This is a genomic window from Candidatus Saccharibacteria bacterium (assembly GCA_017983775.1).
Taxonomy (GTDB): Bacteria; Patescibacteriota; Saccharimonadia; order JAGOAT01; family JAGOAT01; genus JAGOAT01.
In genome coordinates this window covers 14,278-36,910 of the sequence record JAGOAT010000006.1, presented here as the reverse complement: position 1 = coordinate 36,910, position 22,633 = coordinate 14,278, and the positions used below count along the sequence as shown (strand labels likewise).

27 protein-coding genes and 1 riboswitch are annotated in these 22,633 nt (G+C 39.7%); of the genes, 2 read left to right on the top strand and 25 right to left on the bottom strand.

Annotation, left to right across the window (positions count from 1 at the left end; translation table 11 throughout):
• Positions 1-197 precede the first annotated feature (197 nt).
• Genes KA531_01405 through KA531_01395 form a run of 3 tightly spaced genes read right to left on the bottom strand, consistent with a single transcriptional unit; the run spans position 198 to position 2,718 of the window.
• Entirely contained in the window at positions 198-761 is a 564-nt protein-coding gene (locus tag KA531_01405; protein ID MBP6005544.1) for an AAA family ATPase, read from the bottom strand.
• Positions 762-814: 53 nt separating this feature from the next.
• The gene (locus KA531_01400) at positions 815-2,002 is read right to left on the bottom strand and encodes a terpene cyclase/mutase family protein (protein ID MBP6005543.1); all 1,188 of its coding nucleotides are present in this window, start codon (positions 2,000-2,002) and stop codon (positions 815-817) included.
• An 8-nt stretch (positions 2,003-2,010) separates the two neighbouring features.
• Positions 2,011-2,718 (bottom strand): DUF4430 domain-containing protein, encoded by a 708-nt coding sequence (locus KA531_01395; GenBank protein ID MBP6005542.1) that lies wholly within the window; start codon positions 2,716-2,718, stop codon positions 2,011-2,013.
• 71 nt (positions 2,719-2,789) lie between these two features.
• Positions 2,790-2,930, bottom strand: a riboswitch (cobalamin riboswitch).
• Positions 2,931-3,040: 110 nt separating this feature from the next.
• Here KA531_01395 and KA531_01390 point away from each other — a divergent pair.
• Positions 3,041-3,781, top strand: a complete 741-nt coding sequence (locus KA531_01390) for a slipin family protein (GenBank protein MBP6005541.1) — start codon at positions 3,041-3,043, stop codon at positions 3,779-3,781.
• Between the two features lie 14 nt (positions 3,782-3,795).
• Here the strand turns inward: KA531_01390 and KA531_01385 are convergent, their stop codons facing one another.
• From KA531_01385 to KA531_01375, 3 genes are all read right to left on the bottom strand, one after another.
• Positions 3,796-3,981: a hypothetical protein gene (locus KA531_01385; GenBank protein ID MBP6005540.1), complete on the bottom strand. Its 186-nt coding sequence runs from the start codon at positions 3,979-3,981 to the stop codon at positions 3,796-3,798.
• Positions 3,982-4,282: 301 nt separating this feature from the next.
• Positions 4,283-5,050, bottom strand: coding sequence for a hypothetical protein (locus tag KA531_01380; GenBank protein MBP6005539.1), 768 nt, complete (start codon positions 5,048-5,050; stop codon positions 4,283-4,285).
• Complete coding sequence (locus KA531_01375; protein MBP6005538.1) at positions 5,034-6,110, bottom strand: flippase-like domain-containing protein; 1,077 nt, start codon at positions 6,108-6,110, stop codon at positions 5,034-5,036. The genes KA531_01380 and KA531_01375 overlap by 17 nt, the downstream gene beginning before the upstream one ends.
• Positions 6,111-6,283: 173 nt before the next feature.
• Here KA531_01375 and KA531_01370 point away from each other — a divergent pair, with 173 nt between their 5' ends.
• Complete coding sequence (locus tag KA531_01370) at positions 6,284-6,694, top strand: hypothetical protein (GenBank protein ID MBP6005537.1); 411 nt, start codon at positions 6,284-6,286, stop codon at positions 6,692-6,694.
• Here the strand turns inward: KA531_01370 and KA531_01365 are convergent.
• From KA531_01365 to rpsB, 19 genes are all read right to left on the bottom strand, one after another.
• Complete coding sequence (locus KA531_01365; protein MBP6005536.1) at positions 6,657-7,583, bottom strand: tRNA-dihydrouridine synthase; 927 nt, start codon at positions 7,581-7,583, stop codon at positions 6,657-6,659. The genes KA531_01370 and KA531_01365 overlap by 38 nt on opposite strands.
• 2 nt (positions 7,584-7,585) lie before the next feature.
• The gene (locus KA531_01360) at positions 7,586-7,870 is read right to left on the bottom strand and encodes a 50S ribosomal protein L27 (GenBank protein ID MBP6005535.1); all 285 of its coding nucleotides are present in this window, start codon (positions 7,868-7,870) and stop codon (positions 7,586-7,588) included.
• The gene (locus KA531_01355) at positions 7,857-9,068 is read right to left on the bottom strand and encodes a hypothetical protein (GenBank protein MBP6005534.1); all 1,212 of its coding nucleotides are present in this window, start codon (positions 9,066-9,068) and stop codon (positions 7,857-7,859) included. Before KA531_01355 ends, KA531_01360 begins: the two co-directional genes overlap by 14 nt.
• Positions 9,069-9,071: 3 nt before the next feature.
• The gene (locus tag KA531_01350) at positions 9,072-9,443 is read right to left on the bottom strand and encodes a response regulator (GenBank protein ID MBP6005533.1); all 372 of its coding nucleotides are present in this window, start codon (positions 9,441-9,443) and stop codon (positions 9,072-9,074) included.
• Between the two features lie 485 nt (positions 9,444-9,928).
• Positions 9,929-11,527, bottom strand: a complete 1,599-nt coding sequence (locus tag KA531_01345) for a CTP synthase (GenBank protein ID MBP6005532.1) — start codon at positions 11,525-11,527, stop codon at positions 9,929-9,931.
• Complete coding sequence (locus KA531_01340) at positions 11,524-13,146, bottom strand: FAD-dependent thymidylate synthase (protein MBP6005531.1); 1,623 nt, start codon at positions 13,144-13,146, stop codon at positions 11,524-11,526. The genes KA531_01345 and KA531_01340 overlap by 4 nt, the downstream gene beginning before the upstream one ends.
• 16 nt (positions 13,147-13,162) lie before the next feature.
• Entirely contained in the window at positions 13,163-14,368 is a 1,206-nt protein-coding gene (locus KA531_01335; GenBank protein MBP6005530.1) for a serine hydroxymethyltransferase, read from the bottom strand.
• Between the two features lie 208 nt (positions 14,369-14,576).
• A complete protein-coding gene (locus KA531_01330; protein MBP6005529.1) occupies positions 14,577-15,125 on the bottom strand; it encodes a Sua5/YciO/YrdC/YwlC family protein in 549 nt (182 codons plus the stop codon).
• Between the two features lie 7 nt (positions 15,126-15,132).
• Positions 15,133-15,768 carry a dTMP kinase gene (gene tmk / locus KA531_01325; GenBank protein ID MBP6005528.1) on the bottom strand — a complete coding sequence of 212 codons (636 nt, stop codon included), beginning with the start codon at positions 15,766-15,768 and terminating at the stop codon, positions 15,133-15,135.
• A 124-nt stretch (positions 15,769-15,892) separates the two neighbouring features.
• Positions 15,893-16,714 (bottom strand): 50S ribosomal protein L1, encoded by an 822-nt coding sequence (gene rplA / locus KA531_01320; GenBank protein ID MBP6005527.1) that lies wholly within the window; start codon positions 16,712-16,714, stop codon positions 15,893-15,895.
• Between the two features lie 63 nt (positions 16,715-16,777).
• On the bottom strand, positions 16,778-17,206 hold the full coding sequence (gene rplK / locus KA531_01315; GenBank protein ID MBP6005526.1) for a 50S ribosomal protein L11: 429 nt from the start codon (positions 17,204-17,206) through the stop codon (positions 16,778-16,780).
• A 1-nt stretch (position 17,207) separates the two neighbouring features.
• On the bottom strand, positions 17,208-17,771 hold the full coding sequence (gene nusG, locus KA531_01310) for a transcription termination/antitermination protein NusG (protein MBP6005525.1): 564 nt from the start codon (positions 17,769-17,771) through the stop codon (positions 17,208-17,210).
• Positions 17,764-17,946, bottom strand: a complete 183-nt coding sequence (secE, locus tag KA531_01305) for a preprotein translocase subunit SecE (protein ID MBP6005524.1) — start codon at positions 17,944-17,946, stop codon at positions 17,764-17,766. Before secE ends, nusG begins: the two co-directional genes overlap by 8 nt.
• A 177-nt stretch (positions 17,947-18,123) precedes the next feature.
• Positions 18,124-18,753, bottom strand: coding sequence for a hypothetical protein (locus tag KA531_01300; protein MBP6005523.1), 630 nt, complete (start codon positions 18,751-18,753; stop codon positions 18,124-18,126).
• A 12-nt stretch (positions 18,754-18,765) separates the two neighbouring features.
• Entirely contained in the window at positions 18,766-19,848 is a 1,083-nt protein-coding gene (locus KA531_01295; GenBank protein ID MBP6005522.1) for a site-2 protease family protein, read from the bottom strand.
• Entirely contained in the window at positions 19,845-20,531 is a 687-nt protein-coding gene (gene uppS / locus KA531_01290) for a di-trans,poly-cis-decaprenylcistransferase (GenBank protein MBP6005521.1), read from the bottom strand. The genes KA531_01295 and uppS overlap by 4 nt, the downstream gene beginning before the upstream one ends.
• On the bottom strand, positions 20,532-21,083 hold the full coding sequence (frr, locus tag KA531_01285) for a ribosome recycling factor (GenBank protein ID MBP6005520.1): 552 nt from the start codon (positions 21,081-21,083) through the stop codon (positions 20,532-20,534).
• A 2-nt stretch (positions 21,084-21,085) separates the two neighbouring features.
• Positions 21,086-21,670 carry an elongation factor Ts gene (locus KA531_01280; GenBank protein ID MBP6005519.1) on the bottom strand — a complete coding sequence of 195 codons (585 nt, stop codon included), beginning with the start codon at positions 21,668-21,670 and terminating at the stop codon, positions 21,086-21,088.
• Between the two features lie 30 nt (positions 21,671-21,700).
• Positions 21,701-22,432, bottom strand: a complete 732-nt coding sequence (rpsB, locus tag KA531_01275) for a 30S ribosomal protein S2 (GenBank protein MBP6005518.1) — start codon at positions 22,430-22,432, stop codon at positions 21,701-21,703.
• Positions 22,433-22,633: the final 201 nt, after the last annotated feature.

Below are 22,633 nucleotides of genomic sequence, written 5' to 3'. Positions count from 1 at the left end.
ACTTATAGCTATTAGACTGACTCTTATCCCTGCTTGGTGCATATTCCAAGCTATGTGATAGCATTCGCATAGCGACACTCCTTCCTTGTTAATTAATTATCTAACAAAGATTATACGGGTGTTATATTATTGGTGGGAATTTTCCGTCCATCCGTTGAGCTAGCCTTATGGAGTACTGATAGATCGAATATCTTGGTTTAATTTATTAAAGAGTCGATAAATCCCTTGATTGATTCATTAAACTGTTCAAGGTCGCCGTCATTGTTTAGTTGGTAGTCATACGCTTCTAAAACCCTGGCTAGGCTAAAGGTACTAAGTTTGGAATGCAACTCAAGATCTTCTTGCTCTCTAAAGTATTCAAAGCTAATGTTTTCTCCGATCTTACCTCGCTTAATGGCTCTTTGGTATCTAATCTCGGGTTTGACATTTATCAAGACTATCCTGAACCCTTGAGCCTTGAGGTAATTAATTTCCTCAATTGTTCGCATGCCACTTACTAGCCAAATTTGTTGCTTCGAATCAAGCAAATCATAGGCTAATCGGGCAAAATAATCGTTGCCTTCTTGAATTCGAGTTTGATTTGCAACTAGTGCCATATTGTCTCTATCAAGATTACCTAGATTGTTTTTTTTGATTTGTGCCCTTACCGCATCACTAGTCGATTGATGATCGGCCGAATAATGATCGAGTATGTATTCTGAAAAATAGTCTTTGCCACTACTGAATAGTCCGATTACTCCAAGTCTTAGGTGGTCTGCCATACAACTAAATTAAAGCAGAAAACAATCTTTTTGTCATCAATGATCGATTGCGATTAGGCTGTTTCAATACGTGTAATTCTTCTTAATATTACAGCGAGTGGAATTAGGACAATGATTATAGACAAAGGATTCAAATTGCCAGTACTTGGCAAGCTGGTTACTTGAGTGTAGCCTAATACTTCACCCACCTCAGCCTGGGTAGATGGATTAGGCAAATCTGTTGAGACATCTTCAACTACTGGCTGGATTGGATCAATGGGTTGATCAGGGCAATTCAATTGGATTGGTCTTAGGTTAAGCCAAGTGTTACCGGTCAAAGCAATTATGGCATGGCTGGTGGTATAGGTATCAGATCCATATTCAGCTAGGTAGCCAAAGCCGCCATCACCAAGTTGGTTGCTAGTCAGCCATTGGCTAGCTAGCTCCTGATAACTTTGAACATCTTGGTTGGTGCTAATTGCATTGAGAGCAATCAGGTTCCAAGTAGTTGAAGATCCATCAGAGATGTCACCAGGCAAGTAGCCAAAACCACCATCTGTATTTTGACTATTCAGCAGGTAGGTCACCGCATTACTGATGGCTAGATCAAGATTAGAATGGGCAAGGTCTGCTTGTTTGCTACTGATCAAAGCCACTAATGCTGAAGCAGTATCATTGGTATCGGAACCACTGGACAAGCTATAGCCAAATCCTCCATCAGGACTTTGATTGGTTATCAAATAATTGAGACTATCAAGCAAGACTGCTTGATTGGTTTGGCCACTACCAATGAGTGCAATTATTCCAAATATATCATCATTGAGGAGACTAGGATCACCTAATTGGTTGGCTTGATAAGTAGTAAGTAGTCGGTCTAGATAGTCTATTCCATAAAAATCTTGAGGATCTTGTCCAAGTGCATTAATTGCCAAAATCCTTTTCTCGATAGTAGTAGCTGAGCTAGCAGGATCCAAAGGATTACTTACTAGGTAGTCAATTATGGTCGGACCTGATTGATTACTAAAGCTTGCTGGATCAAGTCCAGCTGCGACTAGACCAATGCTAGACCAGTCCGAATTACCACCAAAGCCATTGATCTCTCCAGTTGTAATTGATTGTTGAGTATTGAGATACTGTGTAGATCTGAGAATTTGACAATCAGTTCCACCAACTGCAGGGCTAGCTAAAGCTAGACTTGGACTAACCAGAACAAGACCGGTTGTTGCCATTAGGGTGATAATGTAGTTAATAATTTTTTGCATTTTACTCCTTATTTACCTTGATATTCCCATAATACAAAATCTCCAGATTTGACCAAAACCTGAGAGCAACCCAGGGGTGGACCAGCTCCATTGACTTTATAAGTCCAATATACTTGATTGGCATCGCCGATATTATTGATGCTGATTACCCCCATGCTTGAATACTCGGGGAAATAGCGAATATTTAGCTGGCTAATTTTGCCTTGACTGTGAGCTTGTTCAAGCAGCTGGCAATGGTTGAGTCCAGCTAGTATTTTTAGTGGTATGACTGAATCAGTATTGATTTGGAGCTTAATATTTAAGGTTTCAGGCTGGATAGGCTCTGGGTTTGGTTGACTCGAAGGGTTGGTCGGAGGATTAGGATTAGTTATTGCCAACTGGGGGGCTATGTTGGGTTCGGGTTGACTAGAAGAATTGTTACTATCAGAAATGGTTGCTGCTGGTGTAGACTGATCGGACTGGGTAGTGGGCTCTTGGCTTGGAGTTGAATTTGATTCAGATGAAGTAGGGTTGGTCGATACTGACTGATCCTGATGATCAACAACTAGCGATTGTTGTTGGTTGTTGGATAGAGATCTATGTTCGACTTGTCCAGCAAAAACTTTGATCGTAGCAAAGGTAGCTAGGATCATTATCAGGACTATCCCAAGAATTGCTAGGTCTTTAAATCTAATAGATTGCTTGAAGTTGCCAGTCAATATAGTAGATACTTTCATCACTTCCCTCTTTGGTAAATATTAATCGCAAAGGGTTAGGTGTGTCTAAATCAACACGCTCCTTTGCTACGAAGGACACGTCTATTGATGGTACGGTATTCTGGCTTTGCTTGACTAGGCAAGCTTACAGTTGCGGCACAGCGAGGGAATCTCACCCTACTTCCCCGTTAATTTGTTTTGTAACAAATCATTCCACCAAGGACTAATCCAAGTCTAGCACAGGCCTAGTGGTGGGTCAATGCTGGGTACTCTTGGATTTAATACTTTATATTTGTATTTATATAGTGCATAATACTACTAGAGTATTAATCGGGAGCTGGTAATGGGTATTGTAATAATAGTGATTGTGATCGTGATTATCCTGATCAGTATAAGACAAGTCGATGAATATCAAAGAGGGGTAAAATTTCAATTTGGCCGCTATAAGGGGATTGTTGATCCGGGCTGGAGATTGATATTCCCAGTTATTCAGAGCATGATCAAGGTTGATATTCGGGTCAAGACTGTTGATGTACCGAGCCAAGAGGCAATCACCAAAGATAATGTTTCAGCTAGGATAAATGCAGTGATTTACTACAAGGTTAATGATGCCTCCAAGGCAGTACTAGCAGTTGAAAATTATTATTTTGCTATTAGCCAGCTAGCCCAGACTACGATGCGTAATGTTTGTGGTGAGATGGACCTAGATCAGTTGTTAGCCAATCGTGAAACTGCTGCTGATAAAATCCGTAAGATTATTGACTCAACTTCAGATCCCTGGGGGATTAGTGTTGAGAGTGTTGAACTCAAAGATATTATTTTGCCCGAGGATATGCAAAGGGTGATTGCTAAGCAAGCCGAGGCTGAACGTGAAAAACGGGCTGTTGTGATCAAATCCAAGGGTGAAGTCATTGCTGCCGAGAATCTCAAGCTGGCAGCAGATACTCTGGCGCAAAGTACAGGGGCTCTTCATTTGCGAACTCTTAATACTCTAAATGACCTGAGTAGTGACAAGTCTAATACCGTGGTATTTGCACTTCCACTGGAAATCCTTAGAGCATTTGAGTCCTTCGGTAAGAAGTAAGAAGTCTATTGATATTAAGAAACTTCTTTCAGATTGAGATAAGATTCAAACTTTTGGTTGTCGGGATTGCTAGTCATAGTATCTAGAGTCCGGGTTAGTTCATTACATTTTCCTAGTTCTGTTTTTTGCTGATTTCCTGAATATCCAAGACTTACAAATCCCAACTGCATCCTCAAGCGTATCAGCTTGAAAGGCTTCATAACCTCCATTCCGTCACCTCTTAAAACCCAGCCCTCCATCCCGTCATCTTCGGGTTGCCCGAAGGGCAAGACCGGAGATCCAGCATTATGTATCAAAAGACTATCCAGATGTCAGTAGAAGTGGATCCCCCGTAAGCTCTCCGAGCTTCGGAATATGACGCCCCTGCGTCATATTCCAAAATCCCTTAGGGATTTATGGGATATCCAGTATTTTGCATTAAAAGACTATCTAAACCTCAGCAGAGATGGATCCCCCGTATTGTCCTACGGACAATCGGAGGGTTATTTATTTTTTGTCCGCTTAAACCAAAAGGCTTTTGAGCTGGTCAAGGCTTAATTCGAGCTGGCTACTTTGGATCTTGGTTAAAATGCTACCAACCAGATTGAGAGATGCAGAATTGTTCGGTTCCTGAAAGCTAATAATAATTACCTGGATTAGATCAAGCATTAAGCTACTGGGGATTGTGAAGTTTATAATTAGATTATTAATTGGACTAAAATATAGCCACAATTTATCTCGGAGAATTAAGCCGATACTAGATAAGCTCAGTTTGGTCATTAGCTTATTAATACTGTCTTCCAAGAGAATCAGATTATCAGTATCTTGAGGTAAGGTGATGTCAAGGTCATTGGTAAGCTTGCGGAATTGATGAATATCAATTATTAGCCTCAGGTCTAGATTAGAAATATTGACTTTATCTGTATTTAGTAGCCACTTACTAGACTGACCAATGAAACTAAGGCTAGCCATTGGATTAATGGCAAGAGATCTAGCAACGCTAGATCTGAGCTTTTCATTGAAGCTAGATCCAGTCCCATACACTATCTGGTTAAAATTTCTTGGTTGGTTAGTAAGGTAGTTAATATCTGATATTGGCAGATTGAGGTCTGGTTTGTTCTCAAGAAAAAACTGATAGTTATCAGCAATTGTTCGGTATAGAGGTTCTACCTGGTGGATTGAGAGAAGGTCACTAGCTACCAGGGCTAAACTTTGGCGGTCTTGCCTTCGGATAGGGCGACTAAGTAGTAAGCTTAAGTCAATGTGATCTTTGTCAAATGTCTTGAGCATCGTCTGGGGTAGGATTTGATTCTAGTCTAGATGGATAGCGTTTGTAGTAGTATGCGCCAGGTATGATTGGGATCCAGACACTGACAAGACGGTAGATTAGAGTAGCGGGCAAGGCTAAGCTAAGAGGTACTCCAAGGGTGACAAAGGTAGTAGTCATCACAGTCTCATAAATCCCTACTCCACCTGCTAGTATTGAGCCAATACTACTACCCAGAGCAAAGCTATAGGCGACTATGATAATTCCAATATTGAGAATGTCTCCTAGTGACCAAAAAACAATAGTAATAGTCAGGATATCGGCAAATACTCCTAATAGCGCAAAACCAAGTGGCCAAATAAAGTTTTTGTCTTGTGTAATTAAGCGGTGGATTTGATCAAGATGATCATTGATAAAAGTTACGGCTTGGTCGCGATTAAAGTTGGGTCTGAATTTTTTGATTAGTTTTTCAATCGGGATTAAGGCGATATTGGTCAGATTTTTAAAGAAATCAATAGCAATCGTGATCAGGATCAAGACCAGCATTAGAACAATCAGTAGACCTAGGATAATATAAACAATCTTGAAGCTGATTAAGTCGATATTATCACTCCAGATTAGGCTAAAGAAGGCAATAACTAGCCAGCTAAAGATTGCGAGCCCATTAAATATATAGAATAGGAAATTTGCAGAGCTAATTTCGCTAAATTTTATATCTGGATATAGTTTGGTCTGCATATATTTTATTCCAGCAATTCCTCCGCTTGGAACTAGTAGATTAATGGTATTCATTGTCCAGAAGGGTGCTATATGTGAGATGGCTGGCCAAGGATGCTTCTTATCATTGATGATGATACTCCTAAAATATCCAGCCTGACAATAAATACTGAGTATACGTGGCAAGATTGCCAAGCATAAGATCGCTAGGTTGATATCTTTGATAGTCTGTGTCAAGTTCTTGAATTGGGGGATACTAGATGAAGTTAGGCTGATTAGGCCAATGATTGCAATAGCAATGATAATATTGCGAAACGTGAGTTTTGATTTGATGGTGTTTGCTGATAGTCTAAACTTTTGACCCATATTATGGTATTATACCATTGTAATTTAGGGGCTGTAATGAGTGAAGCTAGAAAGGCTGGTGAATATCTTGGGCTAGGTAGGAGTCTTTTAGAAGACTTAGTAGAATATTATGAAGGGTACCCCCCCCCACTTTATGGATACCACAACAGTGTCAAGACAAGAGTCTATCTAGGATGCAGAGGGATCAAGATCTGATAACTATTATGCATACCCTAGATCCATCTGATCCCAATAAAAAACTATTATTAACAAGTCATCTTCCAGAAAGATTTTTACCTAGAGGTGATTTTATAAAGATTAAAGATGGTGGTGGGAATATGGTTTATTCTTTGCCGACTGCCTTGGTGTACGAAAGACATGGAGCTCCTTGTATGGAACAGGGTGCAGAATACAGAGAAATATACCTGAATCCGACTACGAGAAATACAATTAGATATGGAGGATATATCAAGGTGGGTCCGTATTTTCTTAATTCTCAGGATAAGGATGGGAGGCGAACACTTTGTTTGGTGTCTGGTACAACTGGGCAAGTTACTCCTGAATTTCTTAAGAAGATAAAAGAAGAAGTGCTTGCTCAGGGCTAGTAGTATTCATGAGTTTGGCACGTAGATTATCAGCACCATCAAACTCTCTAATATACATTTTGAAAAACTTTTTAATACTAGCATAGCGACGATTAGAAAAACCCTGATTGGCCGTAATGAATAGCTTTAAGTGGTTCTGGGCAACATTTAGTAATTCTTGTTTTGTACCTTTGCGGTCACTGAATATAAAGAAGTTTGAGAAAATTCCTCTAGCTATCATTACTCCATCGAGATTGTATTGATTGATATATTGATTGGCTTGATCCAGGTCTAATATATCACCATTACCTAGGAACTTAATTTTAGGATTAATTGATTTGGCAATGTTAGCACAAGTACCTATTTTCATCCAATCAGCAGGATATTTACTCATATCTTTAGCTAATCTGCCATGAACAGTCAGCATATCTATTTGTTGACTAGCCAAAAAACTTATCCACTCTATAGATTGATCTTGTTTATTACCAAGCCTAGTTTTAACGCTGACTGGTAGATTTCCGGCTCCATTTTTGGTTGCTTCGATAATTTCTTGAGCCAAGGCAGGATTATCTATCAAGGCTGCACAGCAACCTTTTTTGATGACAGCCTTATCAGGACATCCCATATTGATGTCGATCCCTTGGTAGTTGTTGGCATTAAGATGCTTGGCGACTTGATAATACTTATCTGGGTTTGATCCCCAGATCTGAGCAATCAATTTATTCTCACCTGGGTACCTATTAAGACGTTTTGAGCTAATAGCCCAGCCAGGAGTATCCCAACTATCTACACAACAAAATTCAGTAAAATATAGGTCGGCAGGAGAATGGATCTCAACGATAGAGCGAAATACCCAATCGGTCACTGCCTCCATTGGTGCAAGGGCAAGAATCTTGGAGTCTTTTGCCAACCCTAGAGTGCTGTATCTACCACGTCTACGTAAGTTCTTACTACTGGCTTACCAGCATAATTGCGAACTTTGCGTTGCCTAAAGGCTACTTTGCCATCTTGGCTGGCGTGGATGGTTTGATCCTTGGAGCTAAAAGTATTATTTCCAGATTTATATCTGGTACCACGTTGTCTCAAAATAATTTGACCAGTTCTGACAATTTGTCCACCAAAAAGCTTGAGACCTAGTCTTTGACCCTTGGAATCCCTTCCGTTTTTAGTAGAACCACCGGCTTTAGTTTTTGACATTACTCTTCTCCAATACTAATAATTCTCTTCTTACAAATTGACCGGGACGACCATATATCAATTGATTATTCGCCGCCTCAAGGCCAAACTTCAATAAATTATATCCCAAATCTTTTATTTGGTCAATAAGTCCCAGTGATATTGATTGGTTATCTAGTTGCCAATTGGGGGTACAAATTACTATTCGGTCAATTCTTGTATCTTTGGACCAGAGAGTTAAGACTTGAGAGTAGATTGACTCTAGATTTGATTTTTGTTCAAGGATTTGCTCTAGATTTGGATGTGATTCAAAATTTTTCCCAAGATAGCCCTCACTAACAATTTTGATCCGACCCTTAAAATTTAGTTGATCTAGGGATTGCTTAGTAGTCGCATCTGATAAATCTAGACCTTGGACTAAGGATTCTGTGACTGGTCGATAGGGGTTAGGCTGAAGCCCAACTAGGCTTTTTTGTTCAAAGAGCCAAGTTAGGTTTTGTTTGGCTAATTCAAGGACTGCCTTTGAATTGTCAGAGCCAACATTGTAGAGTCCTAGTAGGCTAGCCTCAATATTAATAGTGCCAGTTCCACAGAATGGGTCATAGATTAGATCATCTAGCCCTGGTTGAGCCAGGTTGATCATGATTTGGGCAAGCTTAGGAGGTAGCATGCCTACCTTGCTATCCCTGCCAGGCTTGTGATAGTCTCGAAGACTATACAGGTTTGGGTTTTGGATTCCAATTGTTTTAGCTAGGAAGAATTTATTGTTTGATCTTATGATCAGTAACTCTAGGTTTGGGAGTTGGTCAAGCTTGTTGTGAAATGTTTGAGTATTGGTCAAGGCTTGTTTGCCTGAGGTTGGCAAAACCAGCCTAACTTTCATCCCTCGCTGGCTTAGTTGTTTTTTTAGTCTGAGAAGCTGAGTAGAGCTAAGATTATAGTCACTATAGTTTGAGATTGCGAGGTTAAGTTTTTGCTTATTTGGTAGAGTTGAAATTATGATTTGCTTAATTCTAGAAAATAAATCTTGAGGATTATCAAGATCTTCTATTATCTCAGCTACTTTTGGGGTAGACCCGAGTTGATTTATTGAAGGGGCTAGTTTGGTTTGAAATTGGACAAACTCATTAGAGAAAACTTCTGAGACTGCATAGATTGATCTAAGTTCGGCAAGAGTCAGATTAACCGATCTGCCAATCTGGGCAAGATAGCTAGACATTGATTAACTGACTAGGGATTTGATTGTATCTACTACCTCAGCAATGCTGACTTGAGACTTGACTAGATACTGATCAGCTCCGAGGGATTTTGCTCGCTGGATGTCACTTGGCTGAGAAAGCGCACTGATAATTACAATCTTGGATTTGAACTCAGGAGTATTTTTTAAAATATCCAATACATCATATCCGGAAATCTTTGGCATCATAATGTCAAGCAGGATTAAATCTGGTTTGAAGTCTAAGGCGATTGCCAATCCTTCTTCGCCATCCTGAGCAACTTTGAGCTCAAAGCCCTCTGCTTCTAATCGGGTCTGATAGATCTTGCTTAGCTGACTATCATCTTCGACTAATAGGACTTTTTTAATTGGATTCATAAGACTTATTGTATCATATAAAATACAGCAAAACCAAAGTATCCGAGCGCCTAAGTATCCATTACGCTTATGGTGTCCTTTGATTATTTGTATGGTATAAAATATCTAGTATTCCGAATTAAGGGATTATCCAAGTGCCAGTAGGGGTGGATCCCCCGTATTGTTCTATGAACAATCGGAGGATGACGTGAAGCTAAGCCCTCGGGTTTTGAGGGATGACAAGACGGAAGACGTGGTTTCGGAGGATGATATGAGCTACTTTGCTCAAAAAATCCTACAATATTCCTCGGAGATTTGATTTAATAACGGCTGGGAGTCAGGTCTGTAGCCGCCCAAAACAAACCTGTTCGCTTGGAGTAATAGATTATGGATCTAGAATTATTGTTATTGTGATAAATCATATATATAGATATGATGAGAAGTAACAGTGACAGGTATGTACCGTAAGATACGGTCAAGGTTATGGGTTTTGTTTTTTGGCTACACTATCGGTCTGTTGATATAGTTGCTTTCAGTAAGCCCAAGAATAGAGGGTGAGGTTTCATTGGTCTAGAGCGAAATTCGGGGTGAGCTTGAGTCGCTACAAAAAATGGATGGATTGATTGATCTAGTTCGATAAATTCCACAAGCTCTCTATCTGGAGATAGTCCCACAAACTTAACCCCCACTGATTCTAGCTTTGACTTATATAGGTTGTTGACTTCATAGCGATGACGATGACGTTCGGTAATTTGGCTGGACTGATATAGCCCATGGATAATTGACTCAGCCTCAAGTATTGCTGGGTAATTACCTAGTCTCATAGTCCCACCAAGTTTTGTTACGTGATTTTGTTCATCCATGAGATGGATTACTGGATCTTTGGTATCAGTGTCAAACTCAGTACTATTTGCATCAGTTAAGCCGAGTTCATTTCTTGCTATATCAATGATTGCTGTCTGCATACCGAGGCAAATCCCCAGATATGGGATTTGATTTTTACGGGCAAATTTACTAGCCAACACCTTACCATCGATTCCTCTAGAACCAAAACCACCAGGTACCAAGATTGCTTGACAATCTACAAGATTGGTTTCTAGGTTTTCCAGATCTTCACTATCAACCCATTTGATTTTAGCTGTTACTCCAAGTTCCCAACCAGCTGATTTAAGGGCTTCGACAATACTAGTATAAGTATCCTGATTGTCAAGATACTTAGCGACTATAGCGATTGTGACATTTTTGCCACTACTACTAGCTATTTTGTCAGTTAAGGCTTCCCATATCGAAAAATCAGGACTGTATTGATCAAGATTTAAGAGCTTAGAAAATATCTTGGTGATTGAAAATTTACTAAGATAGAGGGGGACTTCATAGACACTGTCTAGTGTAGGAAGAGGAACGATGTATTCTTGGTCTAGGTCAGCAAAGATGCTCAATTTCTCTAGGCTAGAAGAGTTGATTGCTTGGTCAGATCTTGCACAGACTAGGTCTGGCTTAATACCATAAGATTGCAAAATCTTGAGACTATTTTGAGCAGGTTTGGTCTTGAACTCCTTGCTAGTAATGAGGTAAGGTAAATATACTAGGTGAACATAGGCTACATTACTGGGTCCGACTCGCCTTCTCATTTGCCGAATTGCTTCTATGAACGTTAGTCCCTCTATGTCTCCAATCGTTCCACCAATTTCGACAAGCATTATCTGATAGTTTTTAGCAGACTTTATGATATCTTCTTGAATTTTATTGGTTACATGTGGAACAAGTTGAACTGTTTTACCAAGGTACTTCCCTTCTCTCTCGTCTTGGATGACTTGACTAAGTATCTTACCACTCATTAGAGAAGAACTTTGATCTAATTCTAGATCAAGAAATCTTTCGTAATGCCCCAGGTCGAGGTCAGTTTCGGCTCCATCTTTTGTTACATAGACCTCTCCATGCTCACTTGGATTGAGGGTCCCTGCATCAAAGTTTAGATAAGGATCACATTTGAGGATACCGACATTGTATCCTGCTGCCTTAAGATTGGCACCAATACCAGCTGCAGTGATGCCTTTACCTAAGCCTGACATAACTCCACCGGTTACGAAGATATATTTTGTCATTGTTCGGTTAGTTCCTTTAATTTTTTGACAGTTGCTTGTTCGCTCGCTAGTCTAGTTAGCTCTGGGTCTTCATCTTGGCTGACAAATCTCATCATCTTGGCGATTTCCGGTGTAGATTTCATTACCTGACTATACATTTCTTGACAGATTTTGCGATAGCCAGGGTGGCCTTGTGGAGTAGTTCTGATTTCAAGAAGATGCGTTAGGCTACGCGCATTAATTACAAAACGATACCGTATCTTATTTGCGAGTAAGCAGGCGTATTGGGCAATTGATTGATTTTGAGTCTCCTCTAGGTAGTTGTAGAGTTGGTGAGATAGCTCATTTGTCTCCCGAAAGATTGATTCAAGACCAGCTTCAATGACCAATTCTGGAACATCATAACCTAGTTCTGGAGAGAGTTTTTGCCAACGCATATCATCTACCATTCGATGACGTTGAAGATCTCTAAATGTCCCATAATCTCCAATAATTTCCCATTCATAATGGATTATCTCTAAGGCTTTGCCTGGTTTGTGCCTACGATTCATTCTTTTGCCAATAAATGCTTCCCAGAGTCTTTCTGATGATTCCGAGTCGTACTGGTCAGTAATAGACTTTAACGATATTGAGTCAGCCTGAGTGTATTCAAAGAGTATCTTACTATAAATTTCTTCAAAGTTAGGCCATACATTAATCAGTCTGACTGATTTATCATTAGGGCTTTTTGGGAACTTGAGCTCATGGGCAAGTTGCTCAAGATTCATACTGATTTGTGATTTATAAGCTGAGGTAGTTAATCCTCGACTAGGCATGTCTACACGCTCAAAGAATACTGGATAGATCTTGCGAACTTCCTTGAGGATTGATAGACCTAGCTTTTGAGCTTCTATTAACTGATTTGAAATTAAGGAAGTAATCATATATTCGATAGTTTGAGCATTGGCAACTATGCCAACTGTTGAAGTAGTTGCTACTGGTAGTAAAGGTCGGGCACTATCACATGCTTGGGCTCTAGTAGCTGCTACCCAAGCAAGGTATTCACCCTTATCTATTGGTTTTGGATTTTTGTCTCGAATATATTGTGTTAGCTTGGTGACTAGGGCTGAATAGTTGTCAAAAACTTGGTCCATTACAGATTGATAATAGATTTTATCAGATTCAGATAATTCTTCTGGAGTATGATATCGGTAGTGGCCATTGATTTTTTGATCAAAGAATATGTATCTTGTAGATTGTTCTAGATAGGCACCTAATCTATGCCACTCAATAGTCTTTGTCATAATGTTTGAGGTATTTTCAACAACTAGTTGAATTGGTAATAGCTGTTGAACTGAGTCATCTCCATAGGCTGTAAGAACTCGTTTCATGAGATTATTTGTCTTGTTTCTATCGACTTCTCTGGATAGTTGTTGAATTCTATCTAGATGCTTAATTTCATTAGAAAATTCTAAAAGTAGGTTAACTCTGAGATCATCAGGACTTCTAGATAGTCTAGCCATCGCGGCTGCAATTGTGTCAGCAGGAACATAAGGCCAGAAACCATAGACATTGCCAGAAGTATTAGTAACAATACTATTTAATAATTCATAACCCTTACTCGTAGGCTGATTGACAACCTGAATTAAGTCATTTCCCATAACTTACCCCCTTTATTTAATCTGGTAATTTGAATTGTTTTGCTAGGCTTAGCACATCTGATCTAAGATTCTCTTTCCCTCTTAGGACTCTGACAATAATTTCTGCTATTGTTGTCATTTGTTCTTCTCGCATCCCTCGAGTAGTTAAGGCGGCAGTACCTAATCTAATTCCAGAAGATTGGATAGGTGGTAAGGGATCATTTGGTACTTGACTTTGAGAGGTAATAATACCTTGATCTGCTAGAAGATCTTTACTTTCTAGCCCAGTTAGATCAAAGGCTTGATAGCTGTTGAATACTAGTAGGTGAGTATCTGTTCCATCGCTCCAAAGTTCCACACCATGGTCTTGCAAAGCTTTTGCAAGGGCTTGTGCATTCTTGATGACCTGCGAAGCATAATTGGTAAAATCTGGCTGTAAGGCTTCATGGAAAGCTTGAGCTTTAGCGGCAATACTATGCTGATGTGGACCACCTTGGAGGCCAGGGAATACAGCCCGGTCAATCTTGATTGCCAGTTCTTCATCATTTGTCATAATCATTCCGCCTCTTGGGCCACGGATACTTTTCTGGGTAGTAGAGGTGATTACATCAGCAATTCCTACTGGACTAGGGATTGCTTTACCAGCTACTAGCCCAGATAAGTGAGCAATATCTGCGACTAAATAGGCATTGACTTGATCTGCAATTTTCTTCAATCTGTCCCAGTCAATTAGTCTGGGGTATGCACTAGTCCCAGCAACTACTACTTTGGGTTGAAATTTCTTGGCCAATTTTTCAAGCTTATCATAATCAATCCAGCCTTGTTGATTGACTCCGTATTGCTCAAACTTAAAAAAGCTAGATACTAGGCTAGCCTTAGATCCATGGGTTAAATGTCCACCATCAGATAAGGCCTGCCCCATGATTTTATCACCTACTCCAGCCAGGGCGGCGTAGGTAGCTAGGTTGGCACTTGAGCCAGAGTAGGGCTGAAGATTTACGAAGTTTACATCAAATAATTGTTTTGCCAAATTAATCGCGTGAGATTCAAGACGATCAACTATTTCGCAACCTGCATAATAACGTTTGCCAGGATAACCCTCAGAGTATTTTTCGGTAAAGATTGAGCCATTAGCTTCTCTAACTGCCTTGGAGGTATGGTTTTCGGAGGCAATGAGATTGAGCGTATTGGCTTGACGCTCTTCTTCTAGTCTAATTAATTCTGCTACCTCTCTATCCATCATTAATAGTTTAACTTAGTTTTGGGTATTATAAAACCTTGACAAAAGTATCAAATGTGTTGAGGGTTTACCAATTGGCTTCAACCAGTTGTATTGATCCTGTTATTTCAAGCGCATCACCTGCCTTTAGTCAGCAGACCATTCACACCTGATAGTTTGATATTATTAAACACCGAATAGGAAGAATGTGAGGGGATAATAGCACTAGGCATTAGCGGAGCTTTATCAATCTGTCCGATTGAAGATCAACCTGATAGATGCTCGAAGGATTAGCAATAAGTTTACCCACGGAAAGCATCATGTCAATCTGGTTAGAAAAGAGTTGATTGATCAGAACAGGGTCATTGATAGGAGATCCCTTATCAAGATTAATGCTGGTAGAGACTAGGGGGCCAGTTTCAAGAAGTAATTGTCGTAACTCTGGATGATTTGGTAAACGAATTGCTAAAGTATTGCCGGCGGGGTTAAGATAGCCTAGTTGATTTGATTGAAACGGAAAAATCAAAGTATTGGGTCCTGGCCAAAGCTGATCTATATATTTTATATAAGGTTGATAATCTACCCCTAGATCACGCAACTCTGAGATTTCTCCGATCAAGATTATGAAAGGTTTGGTGTACTGCCTAGACTTGATTGCTTTAATTCTTTCAATTGCATCAGGCTTAAAGACGCTGGCACTAAATCCATAGATTGTATCAGTGGGTATTACTGCGATAGCACCATCAATCAAAAGCTGGACTTGCTCTTTTGTAAATTTCATCAATTACCTATCTATGACTAGTATCTAGATGCTTAACAATATCAGCATGGATTGCTGCAATAGTCTGGTCGCCGTTGACCCGAGTAACATTTGGTTGATTCTTAATTAATTCTTGATATCCTCGATGTACTCTAGTATGAAAATCTGGACCCATACGCTCAAAACGATCTAATTCTGCTTCTTGTGACTCAAGTCTAGCTTGATTGGTAGCAAAGCTTGTATCGATCACAAAAGTATGATCCGGTGCTAGATTATCAGGCATTACAGCCCGGTGCACTTGGTCGATTGTAGACATATCCATTCCTTGACCATAGCCTTGATAGGCATAGGTCGAGAGGTAGTTTCTGTCACTAATCACCCAATAGCCTGCCTTGAGGGACTTTGCAACTTCTTTAAGTAGTTCTAATCTTGCAGCATAGGCTAGCAATAGTTCTGTTGTTGGGTCAAGGTCAAATTCACTATGTTGATTGAGATTGCGAATTGCCTCACCGGCTGGTGTAGATCCAGGCTCCCTAACGGCTTGGGCCGGGATATTGCGGTCAGTCAGGTATTCAATTAGTAGTTTGACCTGAGTAGATTTACCAGAAGCTTCAGCTCCTTCGATTACCAGATACCGCGCTTTTAGATTGGGATTATTAATCATGATATTATTTTATAGCACTCCAGTCCAAGTAGCAAACTTTAAGCTATGTATAAAGAAATACTTGGCAAATTTTGGATATAACACAACCTAGTGAGCTTGCGCAGTGTGTCACCTTAATAAAACACTAGAAGCTGGTAGTTTCTAGCTCTAGACTAGGTGACATAGTGGATGTCAAATAAGCACTTAATAAATATTTACCCTTGCTTGTGCCCGGCTTAGCAGCCTTGATAGCACTGATCACAGTTTGGGCATTATCTACTAATGCTTGGTTTTCAAAACTAATTTTTCCAACGGGAATATGAATGATGCCATAAGAATCAGTCTTGTATTCTACTCGACCTTTCAGTAGCTCACCTATAGCTTCAATCGGGTTTTGAGTAACTGTTCCAGCTTTTGGTGAAGGCATTAACCCTCTAGGGCCTAGTACTCTGGCATACTTGCCGAGTAAGGGCATCTTTGAGGGGGTGGCTACTAGCACATCAAATTCTAGCTGTCCTTTTTCGAGTTGTTCAATAATCTTTTCTTCTTCGGCTTCGATTGCTCCTGCCTTGATTGCTCCTGCTGTATCTGCAGCCTCTACCAAGGCATAAATCTTGATAGTTTTACCAGTACCGAAAGGTAGAGTTACAGTCCCACGAACTATTTGATCAGCATGCTTGACATCAACACCTAGGCGGATGTGTAGTTCTACGGTCGGATCAAATTTTGGCTGGTCGAGGTCTTTTAAGAGCTTGATGGCGGAGGCTAAAGCTTGAGGTGTTTCAAGAGCCTTACCTAGCTGTGCAGCCGCCTTGCGGTAACGCTTGGATTTCTTGGATATTGCATCTTTGGGTTTGTTACTAGGACTTTTTGTAGTTTTAATTGCCTTAGCCTTCTTGGGTTCCTCGGTAGAATTTTCAACTTGATTAATAACAGGTTCCTCTTGATTTTCTAATGGTTTTGACATGATAGTTCCTTTTTTGTGGTGATAGCGATTCCCGACAGAATCTCCCACGTCTTACTAACTGATCTAATCTTTAATTTCAATCCCCATGGATTTGGCTGTACCAGCAATGATTTTTTTGGCAGCTTCTAGGTCATTGGCATTGAGGTCAGACATTTTGGCTTCGGCAATCTTGGTCAACTGCTGATCTGTTAGACTAGCGACCTTATTTTTGTTGGGTTCTCCGGAGCCTTTTTTGATTCCTAGCTCAGCTAGAATCATTTGATCTGCAGGCGTTAGGCTGTAGCTAAACTTGAACGATTTATCTTCAAAAATCTTAATCTTTACAGGCAATTGCTGACCTTTGTGATCTGAAGTTGCATCATTAAAAGCCTGGATGAACTCCATCATATTAACACCATACTGTCCAAGGCTGGAGCCTACAGGAGGAGCTGGGGTTGCTCCACCACCGGGGATAACCATTTTGAGATTTGCGATAACTTTTTTGCTTGCCATATTATACCTTCTTTACTTGTAATGAATCTAATTCTACTGGTGTTTCGCGACCAAACATATTGACCAGAACTGTGATTTTGCCCTTTTGCTGGTCGACTTCGGATATGGTGCCATCAAATCCTTTGAAGGGACCATCTATGATATGAACTAAATCTCCAACGCTGAATTCAATATCGTATACTGGATTTTCGATTCCCATACGTTTGCGAATAGACTTAACTTCAGCATCAGCCATAGGGGTTGGATCTACTCCTGAACCTACAAAACCAGTGACATTAGGCGTATTACGAACAACATACCAAGAGTCGTCATTGATAACCATGTAGACCATAATATATCCTGGGAAAATTTTGCGTTCGACTACTTTTCTTTTACCGTTCTTGATCTCAATACGTTTTTCCTTGGGAACAACTACCTCAAAGATCTTTTCAGACATATCCATTGACTCAATTCTTTGTTCTAGGTTTGTTTTTACTACATCTTCGTAGCCTGAGTAAGTATGAACAATGTACCAATGAGGATTATTGTCTCTAATTGAACGTTCTTTGAATCTATATTTAGCCATTGATTTCGATAAACCTTGTTAATGATATGTCAAAAATACGATTAAGGATAAATATAATCGTAGCACTGATAATTGTTACTATGATCACCATGATTGTAACCCTGATAATTTCCGGGCGACTTGGCCAGGTAACTTTGCGAGCCTCTTCAGTGTAATTGGAAAAAAAATCTCCAATTCTTTTAAAGATATTTACTTGGTTGGCTTTGCTCTTCATAATAAATTTTACCAATAAAAAAAGCCTTCTAAGGCCTATGTCAAGTATACAGGGTATTTATGTTGGGGTCAAGTATTTTTGTATTTGAGGATTTGAAAGAGGATAGAAAACGATTTGCCCTCAAAGCCCTGAGGTGGTTTATCTGGAATGATGTAAGTAACATATGGCTTTGAGTATTCTAGATATTTGTTGACGAAGGAAACATCTCCTAACTGCATTTTTAGGGGACTGATCAGGATGAAGGCCATTAAGTATAGTTGATAGGCTACTGAGATAAATATTCAGTCTTTCTTGATCAATTTTATTAATAAGAATATTAATCTTTGATATTAGGTAATTTAGATCAATCTTCCAATAGGTTACCCCTTGATCACCATCAATCAATTTATCATTCGGGTTTACTTTGAGATCTTCCCTTAATTCTGCTATTGATAGTAATTTATAATTGGCAAAGGGTCGGATAATCAAAGCTAGCTTGATGGCTAATTCGATATCTGATTTGCAGTATTCTTGGATCAATCGGATTACTGTTTGAGCCTGTGTAATGTTATCATCAGGCTTATTATGATGATTGATTAACTCAAGTAGATCTCTAGGGTGGTAAGCTTCAATCTGATTAGTATTTGTATCAGTAATTGGGACTAGACAGTAATCGGCTTTTTCGGGCAAAATAATTCGATCAACAACTGGGATCAGATTCAATCTGTCAAAGTCAGGGGGTGGTTTTTGCTCGCCAGAACAGTCAGTTGGATTTGGCTCAAATGTCATGATGGTTTTTAACTAGAAGAAGTTGCGGATGTCGCGGATCGTGATTAATGCCATAAGAATAAGTAGGATGACCATCCCTGTTCCGTGATAGTAAAGCTCAAACTTATCACCAATTTTGATTCCAATTTTCCGAAGAATTACGATTAGGGCTCTACCGCCATCAAGCGCGGGTAAAGGTAGCGTATTCATAATACCGAGTGAAATAGAGATAGCGGCTGTCAAGGCTAGCACATAGCTAAATCCTAACTTGAGGCTACTACGAAAGACCGAAACAATCCCTACCGGCCCAGTTACCGAATTGGTCAATTGGTCACCATCATGGTTATCTATAAAAATGCCAGTGATTAGTGAGGCAATTGTTTCTAAGGTAAGCTTGAAGGATTTAATAATTATTACCAGGCTAGCATAGGCAGCATCTAGAGGACGATAGCTCCATTGTTGTTCAATAATTACACCTAGCTTGCCTGAGTCTGCTTCGGGGCTAGCTAAGGTTAAATTTTGTTCAGTTACTTGACCGTGAGTTAAGTATCCTAATTGGATATCTTGACCAGCAAACTGTTCGGTCAGATGGCTAAGGTTTTGATTGGTAACCTGTTGATCATTAATTTTGATGATTTGATCCCCGGACTCAAGTTCTATCTGGCTAGCTGGAGAATCAGGAGCTACATAAATGACTTTTGGTTGGGTAGTTTCAACCAATTGACCCTTAATATGACCAAGTTGACTAATGTCAAAAGGAAAAATTAGTGAAGGTAGACCATTGATTAAAAGACCGGTTAGGATCAGCCAACCAATTAAGAAATTGATTAATACTCCAGCAAGCAATGTTCGAAGTTGGTGATAGGTGCTAGCAGCCACAAAGCTGTCGGGTCCAGACTCCTGGCTATCTTCTCCGGCAATCTTGACAAAACCACCGATTGGCAAGAGGTTGATGCTATATAGTGTTCCTTTGCGCTTAATACCCCAGATTTTGGGAGGAAAACCAATGCCAAATTCATCAACTCGAATCCCTGCCCTTCTGGCTGAAATAAAATGCCCAAATTCGTGAAGTAATACCAATATCGAGAAGGTGACGATAGCTATAAGGATGCTCATGCTTGTCCTGCTCCATATCTTCTCTCTCTAGAGCTATAGTCTTTCAAGACATTTTCCAGATCTTGTAAATCAAAGTCAGGCCAGTTCTTGTCAATAAAAGCAAACTCACTATAGCTACTGCCCCATAGCCAAAATCCAGATAATCTCTGCTCGCCCGAAGTCCTTATTATTAGGTCTGGATCGGCTACTTGGCTACTCCACATTGCTTGCTGAAGGTTTTGTTCAGATATTTCTTGATTTGTTTCTTTTAGTTTTTTAGCAGCTTCGATTATTTCTGCTCTACCATCGTAATCAATGAGGATTGCTAGAACGCCATCTTGATTATTGCTGGTCTGATTCTCGAGTTCGGTCATTTTTTTTACTAAGCTTTTGTCAAGCTCAGTTCTACGACCAAGGAATATTACCCTGATACCCCTTTTGATAATCTGGTCTAGTTTTTTGTGGCTAAAAGATTTTGCAAATAATTTCATTAGATAGCCCACTTCATCCTGACTTCTTTTCCAGTTCTTTTGAGAGAAAGCATAGGCTGAAACAATCTTGATGCCCTTGTCATAACATGAATTAGCAATTTCTATAAAATTGTCATATCCTGCCTGATGACCTAATAGGGGAGGTTTACCATTGGCTTTTGCCCATCTACGATGACCATCTAAAATAAAGGCAATATGGTTAGGTAAAATCATTTAAATAGATTTAATAGCTGTTTGCTTGACCTCGATTGTTCGTTTTATTTTGGCAGTGTAGTCTTGGCAGGTTTTTTCAATCTGATCTTTGAGGTCTGATGCTTGATCTTCGCTAATTAGTTTATCTTTTTCTTGGGCTTTGACTTCCTTATGGGCAGCTTGACGCTGTTGACGAAGTGCTACCATGGCTTGCTCCTGCTTCTCTGCAATCAACTTGACTAGACCCAGTCTAACTTCCTCAGTCATAGCAGGAATCTTGAGAATAATTCGATTACCATCATTACTAGGGTTAATACCTAGGGCATTATTCTCTGAAATTGCTTTTTCGATAGCCTCCAGATTGGTTTTGTCCCAGGGCTCGATAAAGATTGTTTGTGGATCGGGCACAGTAATATTACTAGTCTGATTGAGGGGTAGTTGCTGACCGTAGACTGGTACTTTGAGGGTATCTACCAGGCTAGCACTAGCCCTACCGTCACGAATTTGACCCAATTCTTGGTCTAAGAATAGCAAAGTTTTGTCTAGCTCTTTAGCTAGTATTGTTGAATCCATCTTTAGCCTAATTGATAGCGAACGAAACGTTTGATAGTAATATTTTCGCCTAGTTTTGCGATATTAGCATTGACTAGGTCAGCAATAGATTTATCAGGATCTTTGAGGGTTTTGATTCGCATCAAGACTAATTCATCACGATATTTATCTAGTTTGCCTTCAATAATCTTATCTTGGATTTCTTTTGGTTTATTGGTATCTACTTGATCCGAGATTTCCGATCTCCATTGATCTAGGGTCTGTTGATCTATATCTTGATCGATAATATACTGAGGGTCACTAGCAGCAATTTGCATTGCAATTTCTTTGGCTAAGGCCTTGAAGTCATCAGTACGGGCGACAAAATCTGTCTCGCAGTTAAGTTCGAGTAATACACCAACCTTACCTAGGTGATTGTAGGTTTCTATTAGGCCTTGATCGGTATTGCGGTCACTTTTTTTGCTAGCCTTGGCAATACCGCGTTGCTGTAAAAGCTCTTTAGCTTTATCAATATCACCATTGGCATCATTTAGGGCGGATTTGACATCCATCATACCTGCACCTGTTTGTTCGCGAATTTTTTTAATGTCTGCTAGATTAATGCTCATTTCCTCTCCTAATTTTAAAAAGTATTTAGGTTATTTCTGGCGGGTCAAATATGCCTGATAGCCTGATTGATAAGCTACTTGTATCTCTTTAGCAATTAATTCAATTACTTTAAGGTTATCATCGCTGGCTACCACTGGGTAATTAATACCTTTGGGACTAGAATTTGTATCGACTATGGCGATGGTTGTTAGACCTAGCTTGTTGGCCTCTCTTACTGCAGTTTTCTCAAGGTTGGTATCAACGACAAATATAGCGTGTGGTGGACGTTTAATTCCCTTAATACCACCCAGCATTGTATTAAGTTTTTTGATAGATTGTTCGATCTTGCCAAGCTCTCTTTTGGTGTATTTTGCCCTGAGGCTTTGATCGGCTAAAATCTTTTCCATTTCAGTTAACTTTTTAAGTCGTGCTGATATAGTAGCAAAGTTTGTTAGAAGACCACCTGGCCAACGCTTGGTCACGTAAGGGGCATCAATTTCTTTGGCTAAGCTAGTAAGGACAGGTGCAGCTTGGGATTTTGTTCCAACAAATAAAATTTTATGACCTTTAGAGCCTATCTTGTAAGCCGCCTGACAAGCAGCTTCTAGCTGCTCAATTGACTGGAATAAATCAATAATATGGGTGTTGGATTGATTGGAGTGGATAAAATTCTTGATATCTGGATTCCAATGACTGGTCTTGTGGCCAATATGAGCTCCTGATTGAAAAAGATCTTCCACGGTAATGTTTAAGGTAACGGACTTTGTTAATTGTTTAGACATAGCTGTAATTCTAACACAAAAGCTAAGAAATACAAAATATGTTATGATAATGGTTGCCTATTTCACAAAAAAGTATATTAGATCGCAGTAAGGACACTTACATAGACACCACAACATTGATCTAGTATTACTTGTTGTGAAATAGGCAAGTCGAAGTAAGTGTCCTTTTTGTATGCTTACTTCTAATAATTAAAATATAAT